We start from the raw sequence: 16,060 nt of genomic DNA on the forward strand, positions 1-16,060 counted from the left end.
CGCGAAGGGAGGAGCCTGCCGGATGAGCTCGGCCTGCATGGTTCGAGACGCCCGCTTTGGCGGGCTCCTCACCACGAGGGTTTATCTCGCAGCAAAACGCGACTTCATCCTGAGGGCCCGCCGTCGGCGGGCGTCTCGAACGATGTGCCGCGGGCGACGGCAGCGTCACTTCGCCTCCCGCCGGACCTCGTTCGGCACCGGCTGCGGCGTGCCGGGGGCCGGCAGTGCGACCGGGCGCAGGCCGATCAGTTCGGCCGTGCGGACCGCGCTGTCGCGCCAGAACTGGAACGAGTTGATGCGGCTGAGCTCGAGAATGGCGATCGCGACCGCAGCCAGGAAGGGCAGGCTTTGCAGCACCAGCACGCCGGCGAAGATGTAGATCTCGGTGATCTGCCGAAAGCTGTTGGAGGCGATCAGGACGCCGGATCCGATCAGCAGCAGGGCGCCGATGACGGCCTCCCAGAACGCCTGGAACTCGATCGACATCCTGGACAGGCCGCCCTTGGAGGTGCGCGCGAATGCAATGTGCTCGGTGATCAATCCTTGCGCGACTGCGCGCGACACCGTCCACTGCACGCTCATTGCGGCGATCATGGCGCCCAGCATCTGGCCGGGTTTGATCGCGACGCGCAGCCGGTACATCGACAGGAAGTGCGCGAGCGAGACGATGAAGGCGCCGATGATCGGCAGCGTCAAAATCTTGTCGGGGATGGCGATGTCGGCAAAGGCGACGATCGGCACCCAAATGAGATTGAGCAGCGCCACCACCACGCCGAGGCTTTCGGCGCCAAGCCAGTTCAGCCAGCCGAGACCATATTCGCGCTTCTGGTCGGGCGTCAGCCGGCTCGCGCCCGGCAGGAAGCGACGCCAATGCTTCTTCACGATCTGGAGGCCGCCATAGGCCCAGCGGTGACGCTGCTTCTTGAAGGCCTCGTAGGTGTCCGGGAGCAGGCCCTGGCCATAGCGGTGATTGGTGTAGTGGGTGGTCCAGCCGAGCTCCTGGATCGCAAGGCCGAGATCGCTGTCCTCGCAGATCGTGTCGCTTGACCAGCCGCCGGCCATGTCCATCGCGGCGCGGCGGATCAGACACATCGTGCCGTGCACGATGATGCCGTTGGTCTCGTTGCGCTGGACCATGCCGATGTCGAAGAAGCCGGCATATTCGCCGTTCATGATGTAGTGCATGATCGACAGGTCGCCGTCGCGATGCTCCTGCGGCGCCTGCACGAGGCCGACGTGCGGGTCGGCGAAAGCCGGCACGAGGTCCTTCAGCCAGTCGGGATCGACGACATAGTCGGCATCGAGGATGCCGATGATCTCGGCATCCGCGGCGGTACGCTCCATCGCGATGCGCAGCGCGCCGGCCTTGAAGCCCTGCACCTTCTCGGCATTGATGAACTTGAAGCGTTCACCGAGCGCGCGGCAATGGTCCTGGATCGGCTGCCAGAACGCGGGGTCCGGCGTGTTGTTGATGATGACGACGCATTCGTAGTTCGGATAGTTTAGCCGCGACAGCGCATCGAGCGTCTGCTTCAGCATCTCGACCGGCTCGAAATAGGCGGGGATGTGGATCGAGACCTTCGGGTAGTAATTCTCGGGCACGTTCTCGACCGGCTTGCTCTTGGAGAGCAGCCGCTGCGGCGGCCGGCCCAAAGCCACCGCCGCGATCTCGTCGATGCGCGCCATCGCGATGAGGACGAGGGGAACAAGCAGGATCATGCCGAGCGTCAGCGCGAAGGCCGAGCCGAAGATGAAATAGTGTCCGTTCCAGAATGCGAACACGGTCGCGGCCCAGGCGCCGACGCCATTGGCGGTCGCCGACAGCAGGAACGCCTGCCTGGCGGTCGGCTGCTCCAGCCGCAGGATCGGCAGCGACAACAGGATGCCGACCAGCAGCGCAACTCCCATCAGCTTCCAGTAGTCGGGGTTTTCCACCGGGCCGGTCCAGGCGAATTTCGGCTCGCGACTGGCGTTGAGGATGCCCCAGTACGGGCCGACGCCGCCTTCGAAGAACTTCCAGGGCTGATCGATGGCTTCGACGATGTTGTATTCCATGCCGATGGCTTCGGCGCGGCTGACGAAGTTGCGCAAGGTCAGCGCCTGCTGGAACGGACCGGGCTCGGCGTTGCGCAAATTATAACCCTGGCTCGGCCAGCCGAACTCGGCAATCACGATGCGCTTGCCGGGGAACAGATTGCGCAGGAGATTGTAACGGTCGACGGCCTGGTCGACCGCCTGGTCCGAGCGGAAGTTTTCCCAATAGGGCAGCACGTGGGCGGCGATGAAGTCGACGTTGGAGGCGAGGTCGGGATTGTCGCGCCAGATGTTCCAGATCTCGCCGGTCGTGACGGGCACGCGCACCGCGCCCTTGACCTTCTTGATCATCTCGATGAGGTCTTCGACCTTCTGCTCGCCGCGGTAGATCACCTCGTTGCCGACGACGACGCCGTTGACGTTGCTGTTCTTGCGGGCGAGCTCGATGGCGGCCTTGATCTCGCGCTCGTTGCGGTCCTTGTCCTTGTCGATCCAGGCGCCGACGGTGACCTTGAGGCCGAACTCGGCCGCGATCGGCGGCACCAGCTCGACGCCGCCGGTGGACGAATAGAGACGGATCGCGCGCGTCATGGTCGACAGCGTCTTCAGGTCGGCGCGGATTTTCTCGACAGTCGGAATGTTGTCGATGTCAGGGTGGGCCGCGCCTTCGAACGGCGCGTAGGAGACGCTCGGCAACAGGCCCTTGAAGTCGGGCGCGGGTTCCTTGTCGCGCAGGACTCCCCAGATGCCCGCGTGGAGCGCGGTCACGAGCAACAAAACGGCGGCGACAACGCGCATCGCGGCAAAACCAAAAGGGGCTGAGGTGGCAGGGAAGCGGATCCGACCCCGAAATCCGACCGAGTCCGCGGCAAATGGAGCATACCTCTGCCGCGCGGTTTCACAACTGTCACGGCCTCATGACCTTATGAGGGCATGGCAGTTGTGGAATGTGCGGCAGTGCCAACCGGTTCTATCGCCGATCGTTCCTGAACGGCAGCTGAAACGATCGCGGCTATTTCGAGGGCGCCGGTGTCGGGCTTGCCGCAGGCGAAGGGCTCGCGGCCGGCTGCGGGGCTTGCGAATTGCCTGACGTCGGCGCCGTCGCCTGCGAGGCGCTGGCGGCTGCCTGCTGCGGCTGCGATGCCGGGTTGATCCAACAAGCGTGCACGCGGCTGTCCAGGGTCTCGGCGACCTTGGGATCGATCTGGCCGCCAAAGCGGGTCAGGCAGCGGAAGGCGGCCTGGATGTGGCCGCCGGGGCAGCCGAAGCGATCGTAGAGGTCGAGATGGCGGAACGCGGTATCGAGGTCATCCCGCCACATCAGCCGCACCACGCGCCGGCCGAGCCAGACGCATTCGGGGTTGCCGGCCGGGCCGCTGATGACCTGGGCTGCTTCGGCGAACTCGTCGGTGCGGCGCTGGTTCTGGGCGGCGTCCTTGGCGGCGGCATCGGCGGGCTGGGCGGCTGCCTTGCCCTGGTCCGGGGCGGGCGTGCCGCTCTGGGCGGAGGCGCCACCGAGACCGACCATGACGAGCACGGAGGAGACGGCCAAGGTGGCGGCGAACTGCCGCAGGATCGCATTTCGTAACTCGAACACCCGTTGCCGCATGAATTCCCCAATGATCAGCTGACCGTCCGCGTCAGGACCTCGCGGACCCGCCGGTGATGGCGTCCAAATGGGTCTCCAATGCGGCGGAAAAGTCCTCCCGAGTCCATGACCTGAATTTCAAATTTTGTCCAGCAAAGTCACGATCCTAGGCCACTGTCGAACGGCCGCAGGTAAATTCCTCAGGGGAGGGAGGGATCCATTCCGGACACCCCCCTTGGCAGACGGCTTGCGAGCAGGTAATCGACGGCCCTTCGCGGAGGACGGAACCAATTTCTCTTCGTACGCCACTGGCGCTTCTGCTCGTTTCATTGGGTGCGATTGCTGCCGTGTGGTGGTGGCTGGCCACGCCGATCACGCTTGCGCGCGCGCCTATCGATCCGAGCGACAAAGTTCAATGCGTCTCCTACGCGCCGTTCCGCGGCGAGCAGACGCCGCTGAACGCTTGGACCCATATCGAGGCCGACCAGATCGAGCAGGACCTGCGCCAGCTCAAGGAGATCACCGACTGCGTCCGCACCTATTCGATGGAGAACGGGCTCGACCAGGTGCCGGCGATCGCCGCCAAGGTCGGCGGGCTGAAGGTGCTCCAGGGCATCTGGCTCTCCAGCAACCGCACCAAGAATTTCGAACAGGTCGCGCTCGCCGTCCGCCTCACCAAGGATTTCCCCGGCATCATCACCACGCTTGTCGTCGGCAACGAGGTGCTGCTGCGCGGCGAGATGACGACGGCGGACCTCGTCTCCATCATCCGTTCGGTGAAGGCGCAGGTCAGCGTGCCCGTCACCTATGCCGACGTCTGGGAGTTCTGGCTCAGGCATCGCGAGGTCTATGACGCCGTCGACTTCGTCACGATCCACATCCTGCCCTATTGGGAAGACGTTCCGGTCCGCGCGAAATTCGCAGCAAGCCATGTCGAGGCGATCCGTGAGCGCATGGCGGTGGCGTTTCCGGGCAAGGAAATTCTGATCGGCGAAACCGGCTGGCCCAGCGAAGGGCGCATGCGCGAGGGCGCGCTGCCGTCGCGCACCAACCAGGCGCGCGTCGTCTCGGAAATCCTGAGCCTGGCGAAGGCGCAGAAGTTCCGCGTCAATTTGATCGAGTCCTACGACCAGCCCTGGAAGCGCAAGCTGGAAGGCACCGTCGGCGGCTATTGGGGACTCTATGACTCGGTGCGCCGGAGCCTGAAATATCCGCCGGGCGAGCCGATCAGCAATTTCCCGTACTGGAAATGGTACATGGGCGCGGGCATGGGCCTCTGCGTGCTGGTGTTCGCGGTCGCCGGCCTCACGCTGCGTCGGCGGCCGTGGACGCCGCGCTTCTCGGCCTGGCTCGGCGTCGGTATCTCGGCGACCTCAGCAGGCATCCTGCTCGGGATCGGCGCCGACAAGATGTACTATGAGAGCTACGGCGTGGCCGGCTGGCTGCACTGGGGCGCGCTGCTTCTGGCCGGTATCCTGTCGCCGATCTTCTGCGCGCAGGCGATAGTGATCGGCCGCAGCCTTCCGACATTCCTCGATCTGCTCGGCCCGAGCGAGGGACGGAAATGGTCAAAACTCACGGCCGTGCTCGGCCTGACGCTGGCGGTGACCGCGGTGATCGCGGCGCAGACCGCGCTCGGCTTCGTGTTCGATCCGCGCTACCACGATTTCCCCTACGCCTCGCTGACGATGGCGGTGGTGCCGTTCGCGATCCTGATGCTGAACCGGCCGCAGATCGGCCAGCGTCCGATTGCAGAGGCCGTGTTCGCAGGTGTTCTCGCGCTGGCGGCGGCGTATATTCTTATCAGCGAAGGTCGCGAGAACTGGCAGTCGCTGTGGACCTGCGCGATCTACCTGTTGTTTGCGCTCACGCTGTGGCGGGCGCGGGCCGAGCAAATCCAAGGATGAGCAGACCGATCGCCAGCCCCGACAGCACGACATTGTAGAGCACGATGCCGAGGCCGGCGGCGACGATGCCGACGGTGAGCAGCACGATCGACGGTCGCATCAGATTCAGCGTCGCCACCACCAGCGCGACGATTCCGAACACCGAATTCTTGAACAGCACCGTCGAGACCGAGCGCGCCTTGCAGATCAGGGTCTGAAGCCCGGCATCGCAGGCGAGCCCGACAGTCGAGTTTTCGATGCCGAGATAGCGCAGATAGAGCGCATAGCCGACGCTGGCGAAGCCGACGACGATCAGGAACTGCACCTGGTAGGGCGTGAGGCGGAAGGGCTTTTTTGTCATGGGCGCAATATGGTCGGGAAGGCGCGGGCGGGCAACAGGGGAGGCAGATTTTTCTGTTCCCGCGCGCCCGCCGCCAAGCAAAGCGCGCTCCACCATTTTCTCGGGAACGTGCGAGGATTCAACCGGTTCTGCACCTCGTCAGCTGTTGCATTTCAAGGAGACGAAAATGGAGAAACCAACGCAGGCGCAACTGGACGAACTCAAGAGGCTGAGCAAGGAAGCGCGGGTCGACGATTGGTCGGAACTCGTCCAGTCGAAGGACGAGGCCGAGACGCGCATCCGGGACCTCAGGGAAAAAGCACGGATCGAGTAGGTGATTGCCTGCCCGAAGAACCCCATCGATGGGCGAGGCCACAGCCCTATCGTCTGAAGAACGACGACAGCGTCGATCCCGTGGACGCCGTCTCAGGCTTCGCCGGTTGCGCCGCAGGTGCAGGCGCGGGCGTGGGCGCGGGCTCCTCGCGCTTTGACGAGCGCTTTGAGGAGTAGCTGCGGCGGTGCTTGTCCGGCTTGGCAGCAGGCGCGGGCGCCGGGGTGCTCTCGGCCTGCGGCACCGAGTCCTGGTTCTTCTCGGCGTTCTTCTCCTGAACCCTGTCCTGAGTCTTTTCCTGCCCCTTGTCCGGGCCGCCGCGCAGCGACAGGCGCTGGCCGTCGAACACGGTGGTTTCGCAATGGCGGTCGTTCTCGGCAAGGCCCGCGCAGAGCTTTGCGGCGGCGGCAGCGTTGATCAGGGGGCCGGCACCTAAGCGGAGCTGCATGCCGAGGCCGATATTGCCTTCCTTGATCATGATGATCGGGCGGAGCGCTGCAACTTCCGGATTGGACTTGATCAGGCCGCGCCAGAGCGCGCGCAGGCCGTCGATCGAGTTGGCACCGCCGACCTCGATCGCAAAGCGCGTCTGCTGAACCGCGATCGCAGGTGATTCACTTTCGGGCGCCTCAGGCTTGGCTGCTGCCGCGGCGACTTCGGTCGGCGCTGGCGTCGGCTCGGGCTTCTTCTCGGCGGCCTTCTCGGTTGCCTCGGGCTGAATCAGTTTCGATGCGGCCGGATCGGGCGGCGCCATGATCGACTTGGAGGGCACCAGCGGAAGCATCGGCAGTGCCGAAATCATCGCGGGCGACTGCTGCACGAGCGAGGCGGCGGCCGCGGTCTGCGGTGGCGGACTTGCCTGCTCCTTTGCAGATTCCTTCGGCGCGTCCTTCGAAGAGTCCTTGGTGGCCTCCGTGCGCGGCTTGTCGCCGCTGGAGGCCGGCGTCGAGGCGACCGGCGCGACGCTGGGGGCCACGGGCCCGGCATCCTGCGGCTTCGCGGCCGGCGGCGCGCTCTGCTTGGCGATGGCCCCCGTGACGGAATCGAAGCCTTGCTCCAGCACGGTGACGCGCGAATAGAGCCGGTCGCGATCGGTGTTCAGCGTCTCGATGGCGGAGGCGAGGCGGCGGGCCTCGTTCTGGCTTTCCTTGCTCAGCACCTGGAGCCGGTCGGCCTGGCGCGACAGATCGGCCGACGCAACCTGGTCACGATGCCAGCCGAGCTGGGCCTGATTGGCCATCACGGCCAGCACGACAGCCGCGACGGCGGCCACGCCCCACGAGCCCAGCCGCCACATCATGCGGCGGTCGACTGCGCTTTCCTCGGCCAAAAGTCCGGAGAACAGCCCGCCGGTCTCGTTGGTCCCGAAGGCGTCCGCCAGTGGGTCGGAATCCTTTGCCATGAACGTTAAGTGCCCAGCCCCTGTCCGGCTTCCCCGAATCAATCAGGGAACATTAACAGGAAAAGTGTGTCACACTTGAATTCCGGGCGTTTGCGGGGGTAGCAAGGCGAGAGCTTATGAGGGCGGCTCGCTGCCCATCGCGCCAATTGATTCGGCCGTAGTTGACAGGATTTCGATGACCGCCCGCTCCAGCCTCACGATCGTGCTCGCCGCCGGCGAAGGCACGCGCATGCGATCGAACCTGCCGAAAGTGCTGCATCCGGTCGCGAGCCAGAGCCTGCTGGCACACGTGCTCGCCGCCGCCCCGAAGGGAACCGGCACCGCGCTCGCCGTCGTGATCGGCCCCGACCATCAGGCGGTCGCCGACGAGGCGAGGCGCATTCGTCCCGATGCGCTCACCTTCGTGCAGGCAGAACGGCTCGGCACTGCGCACGCGGTGCTGGCGGCGCGCGAGGCGATTGCGCCGGGCGTCGACGATCTCTTGATTGCCTTCGGCGACACGCCACTGATCTCGGCCGAGACCTTTGCGCGGCTGCGTGCGCCGCTCGCGAAGGGCGCTGCGATCGCCGCGCTCGGCTTTCGCGCCGCCGACCCCACCGGCTATGGCCGCTTCATCGTCGAGGCCGACCGCCTGGTCGCGATCCGCGAGCAGACCGATGCCAGCGCAGAAGAGCGCAAGATCGATCTGTGCAATGCCGGCGTGATGGCGATCGACGGGCGCCGTGCACTCGCCATCCTCGACAAGATCGGCAATGCGAATTCCAAAGGCGAATATTATCTGACGGATGCGGTCGGCATCGTCCGCGAACAGGGATGGGAGGCCGTGGTGATCGAGACCAGCGAGGACGAAGTGCGCGGCATCAACACCAAGGCGCAGCTCGCCGAGGCAGAAGGCGTGATGCAGGCGCGCTTGCGGAAAGCGGCGATGGAAGCCGGCGTCACGCTGATCGCGCCCGAGACCGTTTATCTGTCCGCCGACACCGTGTTCGGCAAGGACGTGACGATCGAGCCGTTCGTGGTGCTCGGTCCGGGCGTGTCGATCGCCGACGGCACGGTGATCCATTCCTTTTCGCATATCGTGCAGACCACGCTCGGCAAGAACGTCTCGATCGGCCCCTATGCGCGGCTGCGACCCGGCACTTCGCTTGGCGATGGCGCGAAGATCGGCAATTTCGTAGAGACCAAGGCTGCGACGCTGGAAGCCGGGGTCAAGGTCAACCATCTCTCCTATATCGGAGACACGACAATCGGTGCCAATTCCAACATCGGCGCCGGCACCATCACCTGCAACTACGATGGCTTCAAGAAGCACAAGACGGTGATCGGGCAGGGCGCCTTCGTCGGCACCAACTCCTCGCTGGTCGCACCCGTGAAGATCGGCAACGGCGCCTATATCGGCTCGGGTTCGGTGATCACCCGCGACGTGCCCGATGATGCGATGGCGCTGGAGCGTAGCCCGCAGACCATCAGGGAAGGCGGCGCTACGCGTTATCGCGAGATGAAGACAAGCGGCAAGAAGGTCGAGAAGAAGCCGGAGAACTGACCGGCGCTATTCATCGTCGGAGAATTCCGAAAAGATCGCACGCGTCAGGCGCCAGCCGCGCGGCTTGGCGCGTTTCGCAGGTTCTCCGGCGATGTGCTTGACGAAAACGGGCTTGCTTTCCTTGCCGCGCTGGGGCGGTGGCCAATGCGCAAGGTGCGTGCCGGTGGTCTCGCTGGCGTGCGCGGACATCGATGACAGACTTTTGCGGTCGGACGAGCTCTTCATGGCCTTACGCTCCTGGCCTGGAATCGTTGGCCAAACTTATTGACAACAAGTTAATGCGCGCGGTTTAAGGCCGGCCAATTCGACGCAGTCGAAGCCGGAAGCGGACCGGCGCTGTCTCAATCGGCAATAATTATTGAGTAACTGGTTCCTTAGGAACTTCGCTAGAAACTACACGCGTCGTTTTGATGATTTTTCGACGGTTTGGGGGATATTGATCCGCATGTGCGGGATTGTCGGCATTCTCGGGCGCGAGCCGGTTGCAGAGCAATTGGTGGATTCGCTCAAACGTCTTGAATATCGCGGCTACGACTCCGCGGGCGTCGCCACGCTCGAAGGCGAGCAGATCGAGCGCCGCCGCGCCGAGGGCAAGCTGAAGAATCTGGAGAAGCGGCTGGAAGCCGAGCCGCTCAAGGGCACGACCGGCATCGGTCACACCCGCTGGGCCACTCACGGCAAGCCGACCGTGAACAATGCGCATCCGCACGCGACCGAGCGCGTCGCCGTCGTTCACAACGGCATCATCGAGAATTTCCGCGAACTGCGCGAGGAGCTCGAGAAGAAAGGCACGGTGTTCCACACCCAGACCGACACCGAGATCGTGCTGCATGTCGTCGACGATCTGCTCACGCGCGGCAACAAGCCCGTGGAAGCGGTGAAATTGACGCTGGCGCGGCTGCGCGGCGCGTTCGCGCTCGGCTTCATCTTTGCCGGCGAGGACGACCTGATGATCGGCGCCCGCAACGGCCCGCCGCTCGCAATCGGCTATGGTGACGGCGAGATGTATCTCGGCTCCGACGCCATCGCGCTCGGCCCGTTCACCGACACGATCAGCTATCTCGAGGACGGCGACTGGGTCGTGCTAACGCGCAAGAGCGCGACGATCTTCGACAAGGACGGCCACGCGGTCCAGCGCGACAAGATCAGGCATGCCGCCTCGACCTCGCTGGTCGACAAAGCCAATTACCGCCACTTCATGGCGAAGGAGATCCACGAGCAGCCGGAAGTGGTCGGCCACACGCTGGCGCGCTATGTCGACATGGCGACCGAGCGCGTCTTGCTGCCGGTCAAGCTTCCGTTCGACTTCAAGAACATCCAGCGCATCAACATCGCCGCTTGCGGCACCGCGAGCTATGCCGGCTTCGTCGCCAAATACTGGTTCGAGCGTTTTGCACGCGTGCCGGTCGAGGTCGATGTCGCCTCCGAGTTCCGCTACCGCGAGGCGCCCTTGCGCAAGGGCGATCTCGCCATCTTCATCTCGCAATCGGGCGAGACCGCCGACACGCTGGCGGCGCTGCGCTATGCCAAGGCCGAGGGCGTGCACACGGTGGCCGTCGTCAACGTGCCGACCTCGACGATCGCGCGCGAGAGCGAGACCGTGCTGCAAACACTCGCCGGCCCCGAGATCGGCGTCGCCTCGACCAAGGCCTTCACCTGCCAGCTCATGGTGCTGGCTAACCTTGCGATTGCGGCCGGCAAGGCCCGCGGCCAACTGTCCGACGAGGACGAGACCAGGCTCGTCCATGGCCTCATCGAGATTCCGCGCCTGATGGCGGACGCGCTCACCACCGAGCCCCAGATCGAGAAGCTCGCGCGCGAGATCGCCAAATCGCGCGACGTGCTTTATCTCGGCCGCGGCACCAGCTTTCCGCTTGCGCTCGAAGGCGCGCTGAAGCTGAAGGAAATCTCCTACATCCACGCCGAGGGCTATGCCGCCGGCGAGCTCAAGCACGGGCCGATCGCGCTGATCGACGAGACCATGCCGGTCGTCGTGATCGCGCCCTACGACCGTGTGTTCGAAAAGACCGTCTCCAACATGCAGGAGGTCGCCGCCCGCGGCGGCAGGATCATCCTGATGACGGACGCCAAGGGCGCGGCGGAGGCGACCGTCGAGTCCCTCGTCACCATCGTGATGCCTGATATGGCGGCGGCGTTCACGCCGATGGTCTATGCGGTCCCGGTGCAACTGCTCGCCTATCATGCGGCGGTCATCATGGGCACCGACGTCGACCAGCCGCGCAACCTCGCCAAGTCGGTGACGGTGGAATAGGCAGAAGGGATATCGGTCGGTCGCTTCGTGGTCTTCCAAAACCTGCTAGAAGACCCTAGCTTGTGTGCTGCGACCGATCTGGAACCCGAATGACCCCCCGCGACGACGCGCCTGCGCCTCTCGATCCCCTCCCGGAACCGCATACCGGCCTGATGGGCCGCTTCCGCAATTATTTCCTCACCGGCCTCGTCGTGACCGGGCCGATTGCGATCACGCTGTATCTGGTCTGGTGGTTCGTCACCTGGGTCGATGGCGTGGTGCGGCCGTTCGTGCCGCTGGCCTACCGGCCGGAAACGTACATGCCCTACGTCGTTCCCGGCTGGGGACTGATTGTCGCAGTCTTCACCCTGACGCTCCTGGGCTTTCTGACCGCCAATCTGATCGGCCGCACGTTGGTCGATCTCGGCGAGACCTTCGTCGGCCGCATCCCGGCGGTGCGCGCCATCTATCGCGGTCTGAAGCAAGTGTTCGAGACGCTGTTCTCGGGCAAGGGCTCGAGCTTTCGGAAAGTAGGCCTGGTCGAGTTTCCCTCGCCCGGCATGTGGTCAATCGTGCTGATCTCGCAGGCACCGAATGAAGAGGTCGCGCGCAGCCTGCCGGGGCAGGAAGAGCACGTCTCGGTATTCCTGCCGTGCTCGCCGAACCCGACCACCGGTTTCTTCTTCTACGTGCCAAAGAGCAAGATCATCGAGGTCGACATGAGCACCGAGGATGCCGCGACGCTGATCATGTCAGCCGGCGTCGTGCAACCGGGCTCGGCACCAGATTCGAAGAAGGCCGCAGCGCTTGCGGGCATGGCGAACGCCGCGCGCATTGCCAACGCCTCAGCGATCCAGCCTCAGCCTGCAAAGGTGGAGTAGGGCCATTCCTCCGCGGGATGACCGTCGATCACGCGGGGTTTGCCTCTTCTGCTATTCTCCGGCTGATCTGAGCGCCTCGCTCGGAATTCGACCTGGAGTGTGCACGATGACCAAAATTTTGGCGTCAAAGACCATTGCGATCCTCGCCCCCGGCGCCATGGGCAGCGCCGTGGCCCGCCGCCTCAGCGAGAACGGTGCACGCGTGCTGACGTCGTTGCAGGGGCGCAGCGAGGCGACGCTGAAGCGCGCGGCGGACGCCGGCATGATCGGCGCCGAGGACGATGCGATCGCGGAGGCCGACATCATCCTTTCGATCGTGCCGCCGGGCGAAGCGGTAGCGCTGGCTGAGCGGCTGGCGGCGCTGATCGTCAGGCGCGAGAAGAAGCCGGTCGTCGTCGACTGCAACGCGGTCAATGTCGATACCGTGCGAAGAATCGAGGAGATCATCGGCTCGGCGCAAGCGCCGTTCGTCGATGGCGGCATCATCGGTTTCCCGCCGCAGCCCGGCAGCAAGAGCCCGGCTTTCTACATGTCCGGCGAGCACGCCAAGGACGTCGCGGTGCTGAAGGATCTCGGGCTCGACATGCGGGTTGTCGAGGGACCCGTCGGCGCAGCCTCCGCGCTGAAGATGTCCTATGCCGGCATCGTCAAGGGCCTCGCCGGCATCGGCTCGGCGATGGTGGTCGCGGCAACGAAAGCGGGCGCGGCCGACGCGCTGCGCGACGAACTCGCAATGAGCCAACCCGCGTTGCTGGCCCGGCTCGAGATCGCGCTGCCGGACATGATCCCAAAGGCCTATCGCTGGGTCGCGGAGATGCGGGAGATTTCAGGATTCCTCGGGCCAGATCATCCGGCGAGCCAGATCTACGAAGGCTTTGCGCGCTGGTTTGAGCATCTCGCCGCGGATGCCAATGGCGAGGCGGCGGATGCCGAGCTGATGAAGGCGTTCGCTGCGCGTATCGCGCAGAAGAAGGCCTAGCCGTCCAGTCTGAAGTCACGGCAAAGGATCACTCGCCGTGCACCGAAACGGAATCCAGAAAACCCTGGATGTCCCGGTCGCGTCTCAAGCGCACGACCGGGACGTCCGCGCCATGTTGGATGCGCTCGGCCTCGATGACCGGTGAGCGCTCGGTGTCGTAACGCCACGCTTCCCGCATCAATTTCCAGTCGAACTGTTCCGGACACCCCTCTGGCAAATCGGATCGCCTGTTGTCGCGATCGAAGGCTGAACGCAAGAGAATGCGCCACTGACAGAGCCAGCGCGGGCGCTCGATGACGACCAGGGTGTCGGCACGCGCAAGTGACAGATCGAAGGCCAGCCCCGAGAAGCTGCCGTCGACAACCCATTCGTCGCCGGCGATCGCATCGGCGACACGTGTCCGGAAGCTCGGCTTGTCGGAGGGCTTCCAGCCCGGCCGCCAATAGAGCACGTCGAGATGCACCACCGGCAATCCAAGCTTTCGCCCGAGCTTGAGGGCGAGGCTTGTCTTTCCGCTTCCCTGAGAGCCGACGACGATGATCCGGCGCATGGCCGCAAGGTGTCACGAAATCGGCCTGGGGAAAAGGTTGCGCTTTCGTCGCCTTTCTCCGCGAGTCGAACTGGTCGACATGTGCAGAGCTTGTCCAAATCAGGAGGAGACGACACGAAACCATTCGTCACTATCTTTGCGGCCGCAGCAGCCGGCTACGCCTAACCCGCCCCGATCAGCGGGATCGCCTCGTCCCTTTCGTACAGATACAGTAGGCACCTGAGCGCCTCGCCGCGCTCGCCTTTCAACTTCGGATCGTCCTTCAGGATGCGCAGTGCCTCGTCGCGGGCTTGCGTGATGAGCTGGCCGTGCACTTCCGAACGCGCGATGCGGTAGCCGGGCAGGCCGCTCTGGCGCACGCCGAGCACGTCGCCTTCGCCGCGCAACTTCAAATCCTCCTCGGCGATGCGAAAACCGTCGGTGGTCTCGCGGATCACCTTCAGCCGCGCCTTCGACATCTCGCCGAGCGGCTCCGAGTAGAGCAGCAGGCAGGTCGAGGCTTCCGAGCCGCGCCCGATGCGGCCGCGCAGCTGATGCAACTGGGCCAATCCAAATCGTTCGGCGTTCTCGATCACCATGATGGTCGCAGCCGGCACGTCGACGCCGACCTCGACCACGGTGGTCGCAACCAGAAGGCCGATCTCATGGGCGGCGAACTGGCCCATTACGCGGTCCTTCTCGGTGCCCTTCATCTGGCCGTGAACCAGGCCGACGCGGTCGCCGAAACGTTTTTGCAGGCTCTCGAAGCGTTTGGTCGCGTTCGTGAGGTGCTCGGTGCCTTCGGCCTCGGATTCATCGACCAACGGGCAGATCCAGTAGACCAGCTTGCCGGACTGGAGTGCGCGGCCGATGCTATCGGTGACTTCGTCGAGGCGGCTCATCGATATGGTGCGGGTCTCGATCGGCTGGCGCCCGGCGGGCTTTTCGCGCAACTCGGAGATGTCCATGTCGCCGAAATAGGTCAGCACCAGCGTGCGCGGGATCGGGGTCGCGCTCAGCACCAGCACGTCGACGGCCTTGCCCTTCGAGGTCAGCGCGAGGCGTTCGCGCACGCCGAAACGATGCTGCTCGTCGACGACGGCCAGGGCGAGATCGTTGAAGATCACGTCGTCCTGGATCAGCGCATGGGTGCCGACGAGGAGATTGATTTCGCCCGCTTCAAGTTGCGCCAACAGCTCGCGCCGCTCCTTGCCTTTCTCGCGGCTGGTGAGGATGGCCACCCTTAGCCCTGCGCGCTCCGCGAGCGGGGCGATGGTCTTGATGTGCTGCCGCGCCAGGATTTCCGTCGGCGCCATCAGCGCGGACTGCTTGCCGACTTCGGCGACGGCGGCGGCAGCCAGCAGCGCCACGACGGTCTTGCCCGAGCCGACATCGCCCTGAAGCAGGCGCAGCATGCGCACGGGCTGTTTCAGATCCTCGGCGATGGCGGCCGCGGCGCTGCGCTGGGATGAGGTCAGGGCATAGGGCAGGGCGTCGATGATCTCATTGCGCAAGTGACCATCGCCGGCATTGCGGACACCGGCCGGGCGGCGCAGCTGCGCGCGGATCAGGGCGAGCGCGAGTTGGCCCGCAAGCAATTCGTCGAAGGCGAGGCGCGACCAGTAGGGCTTTTCAGGCAGGATGTCCGTGAGCTCGACCGGCTGATGCACCCGGCTGAGCGCTTCGGCGATCGGCGGAAAACTGCAGCGCCGCAGCACCTCGGGGCTGATCCATTCCGGCAAGGCGGGAAGCTTTTGCAGTGCCTGTGCGACCGCGCGGCGGAGCGAACCGAGCGCCAGTCCTTCGGTCAAGGGATAGACGGGGTCGATGCCGGAGAGTTTTGCGATCGCCTCCTCGTCGAGCACGCGGTCGGGATGCACGATCTGCGGGATGCCGTCATACATCTGGAGTGTGCCCGAGACGTAGCGCCTCTCGCCCATCGGCAGCAGTTTTTCGACATAGCCGGGTTTTGCGCGGAAGAAGGTCAGCACGACATCGCCGGTCTCGTCGCTGGCATAAACGAGATACGGCGCGCGCGCATTGCGCGGCGGGGGCGGGCGATGGCGATCAACGGTGACCTCCAGCGTCACCATGGTTCCCTGGACGGCGTCGCGGATCTTCGGCCGCGCGCGGCGGTCGATGACCTGGCTCGGCAAGTGCAGCAGCAGGTCAACCAGGCGCGGCGTCTCATTGCGGCTGAGCAGATACTGCAGCAGCTTGTCCTGCTTCGGACCGACGCCGGGCAGGCTGGTCACGGGAGCAAACAGCGGATTGAGCAGGCTGGGGCGCATGAGAC

The 16,060-nt window shown here is 64.9% G+C and carries 13 protein-coding genes; 6 read left to right on the forward strand and 7 right to left on the reverse strand.

All coding sequences use genetic code 11. The features are described 5' to 3' along the window. Positions 1-165: 165 nt before the first annotated feature. Positions 166-2,832: a glycosyltransferase gene (locus IVA80_RS15685; protein WP_247431537.1), complete on the reverse strand. Its 2,667-nt coding sequence runs from the start codon at positions 2,830-2,832 to the stop codon at positions 166-168. 214 nt (positions 2,833-3,046) lie between these two features. Then, a complete protein-coding gene (locus IVA80_RS15690; RefSeq protein WP_247431540.1) occupies positions 3,047-3,643 on the reverse strand; it encodes a beta-1-3, beta-1-6-glucan biosynthesis protein in 597 nt (198 codons plus the stop codon). A 326-nt stretch (positions 3,644-3,969) separates the two neighbouring features. Between IVA80_RS15690 and IVA80_RS15695 the strand changes: the two genes are divergently transcribed. Next, the gene (locus IVA80_RS15695) at positions 3,970-5,529 is read left to right on the forward strand and encodes a beta-(1-6) glucans synthase (protein WP_247431543.1); all 1,560 of its coding nucleotides are present in this window, start codon (positions 3,970-3,972) and stop codon (positions 5,527-5,529) included. Here the strand turns inward: IVA80_RS15695 and IVA80_RS15700 are convergent. Beyond that, positions 5,489-5,869, reverse strand: coding sequence for a hypothetical protein (locus tag IVA80_RS15700; protein ID WP_247431546.1), 381 nt, complete (start codon positions 5,867-5,869; stop codon positions 5,489-5,491). The genes IVA80_RS15695 and IVA80_RS15700 overlap by 41 nt on opposite strands. Positions 5,870-6,035: 166 nt before the next feature. Here IVA80_RS15700 and IVA80_RS15705 point away from each other — a divergent pair, with 166 nt between their 5' ends. Next, a complete protein-coding gene (locus tag IVA80_RS15705) occupies positions 6,036-6,182 on the forward strand; it encodes a hypothetical protein (protein WP_247431549.1) in 147 nt (48 codons plus the stop codon). 46 nt (positions 6,183-6,228) lie between these two features. Here the strand turns inward: IVA80_RS15705 and IVA80_RS15710 are convergent, their stop codons facing one another. Further along, positions 6,229-7,581: a hypothetical protein gene (locus IVA80_RS15710; RefSeq protein ID WP_247431552.1), complete on the reverse strand. Its 1,353-nt coding sequence runs from the start codon at positions 7,579-7,581 to the stop codon at positions 6,229-6,231. A gap of 175 nt (positions 7,582-7,756) precedes the next feature. On the opposite strand from IVA80_RS15710, the gene glmU reads away from it, so the two are divergent. Beyond that, the gene (glmU, locus tag IVA80_RS15715) at positions 7,757-9,124 is read left to right on the forward strand and encodes a bifunctional UDP-N-acetylglucosamine diphosphorylase/glucosamine-1-phosphate N-acetyltransferase GlmU (protein WP_247431555.1); all 1,368 of its coding nucleotides are present in this window, start codon (positions 7,757-7,759) and stop codon (positions 9,122-9,124) included. A gap of 6 nt (positions 9,125-9,130) precedes the next feature. Here glmU and IVA80_RS15720 read toward each other — a convergent pair whose 3' ends face one another. Beyond that, a complete protein-coding gene (locus IVA80_RS15720; protein ID WP_247431558.1) occupies positions 9,131-9,349 on the reverse strand; it encodes a hypothetical protein in 219 nt (72 codons plus the stop codon). Positions 9,350-9,569: 220 nt separating this feature from the next. Between IVA80_RS15720 and glmS the strand changes: the two genes are divergently transcribed. The 3 genes from glmS (at position 9,570) to IVA80_RS15735 (ending at position 13,235) form a co-directional block, all read left to right on the forward strand. Then, positions 9,570-11,396, forward strand: coding sequence for a glutamine--fructose-6-phosphate transaminase (isomerizing) (gene glmS / locus IVA80_RS15725; protein WP_247431562.1), 1,827 nt, complete (start codon positions 9,570-9,572; stop codon positions 11,394-11,396). A gap of 89 nt (positions 11,397-11,485) precedes the next feature. Next, positions 11,486-12,256, forward strand: coding sequence for a DUF502 domain-containing protein (locus IVA80_RS15730; RefSeq protein ID WP_247431565.1), 771 nt, complete (start codon positions 11,486-11,488; stop codon positions 12,254-12,256). Positions 12,257-12,362: 106 nt separating this feature from the next. Further along, positions 12,363-13,235: an NAD(P)-dependent oxidoreductase gene (locus IVA80_RS15735; RefSeq protein WP_247431568.1), complete on the forward strand. Its 873-nt coding sequence runs from the start codon at positions 12,363-12,365 to the stop codon at positions 13,233-13,235. 28 nt (positions 13,236-13,263) lie between these two features. On the opposite strand, the gene IVA80_RS15740 is transcribed toward IVA80_RS15735, so the two are convergent. Both IVA80_RS15740 and recG read right to left on the reverse strand, forming a co-directional pair. After that, positions 13,264-13,785, reverse strand: coding sequence for an AAA family ATPase (locus tag IVA80_RS15740; protein ID WP_247431571.1), 522 nt, complete (start codon positions 13,783-13,785; stop codon positions 13,264-13,266). A gap of 161 nt (positions 13,786-13,946) precedes the next feature. Further along, positions 13,947-16,055: an ATP-dependent DNA helicase RecG gene (recG, locus tag IVA80_RS15745; RefSeq protein ID WP_247431574.1), complete on the reverse strand. Its 2,109-nt coding sequence runs from the start codon at positions 16,053-16,055 to the stop codon at positions 13,947-13,949. Positions 16,056-16,060: the final 5 nt, after the last annotated feature.

Origin of the sequence: Bradyrhizobium sp. 139 (assembly GCF_023074175.1) — a bacterium.
Classification (GTDB): Bacteria; Pseudomonadota; Alphaproteobacteria; order Rhizobiales; family Xanthobacteraceae; genus Bradyrhizobium.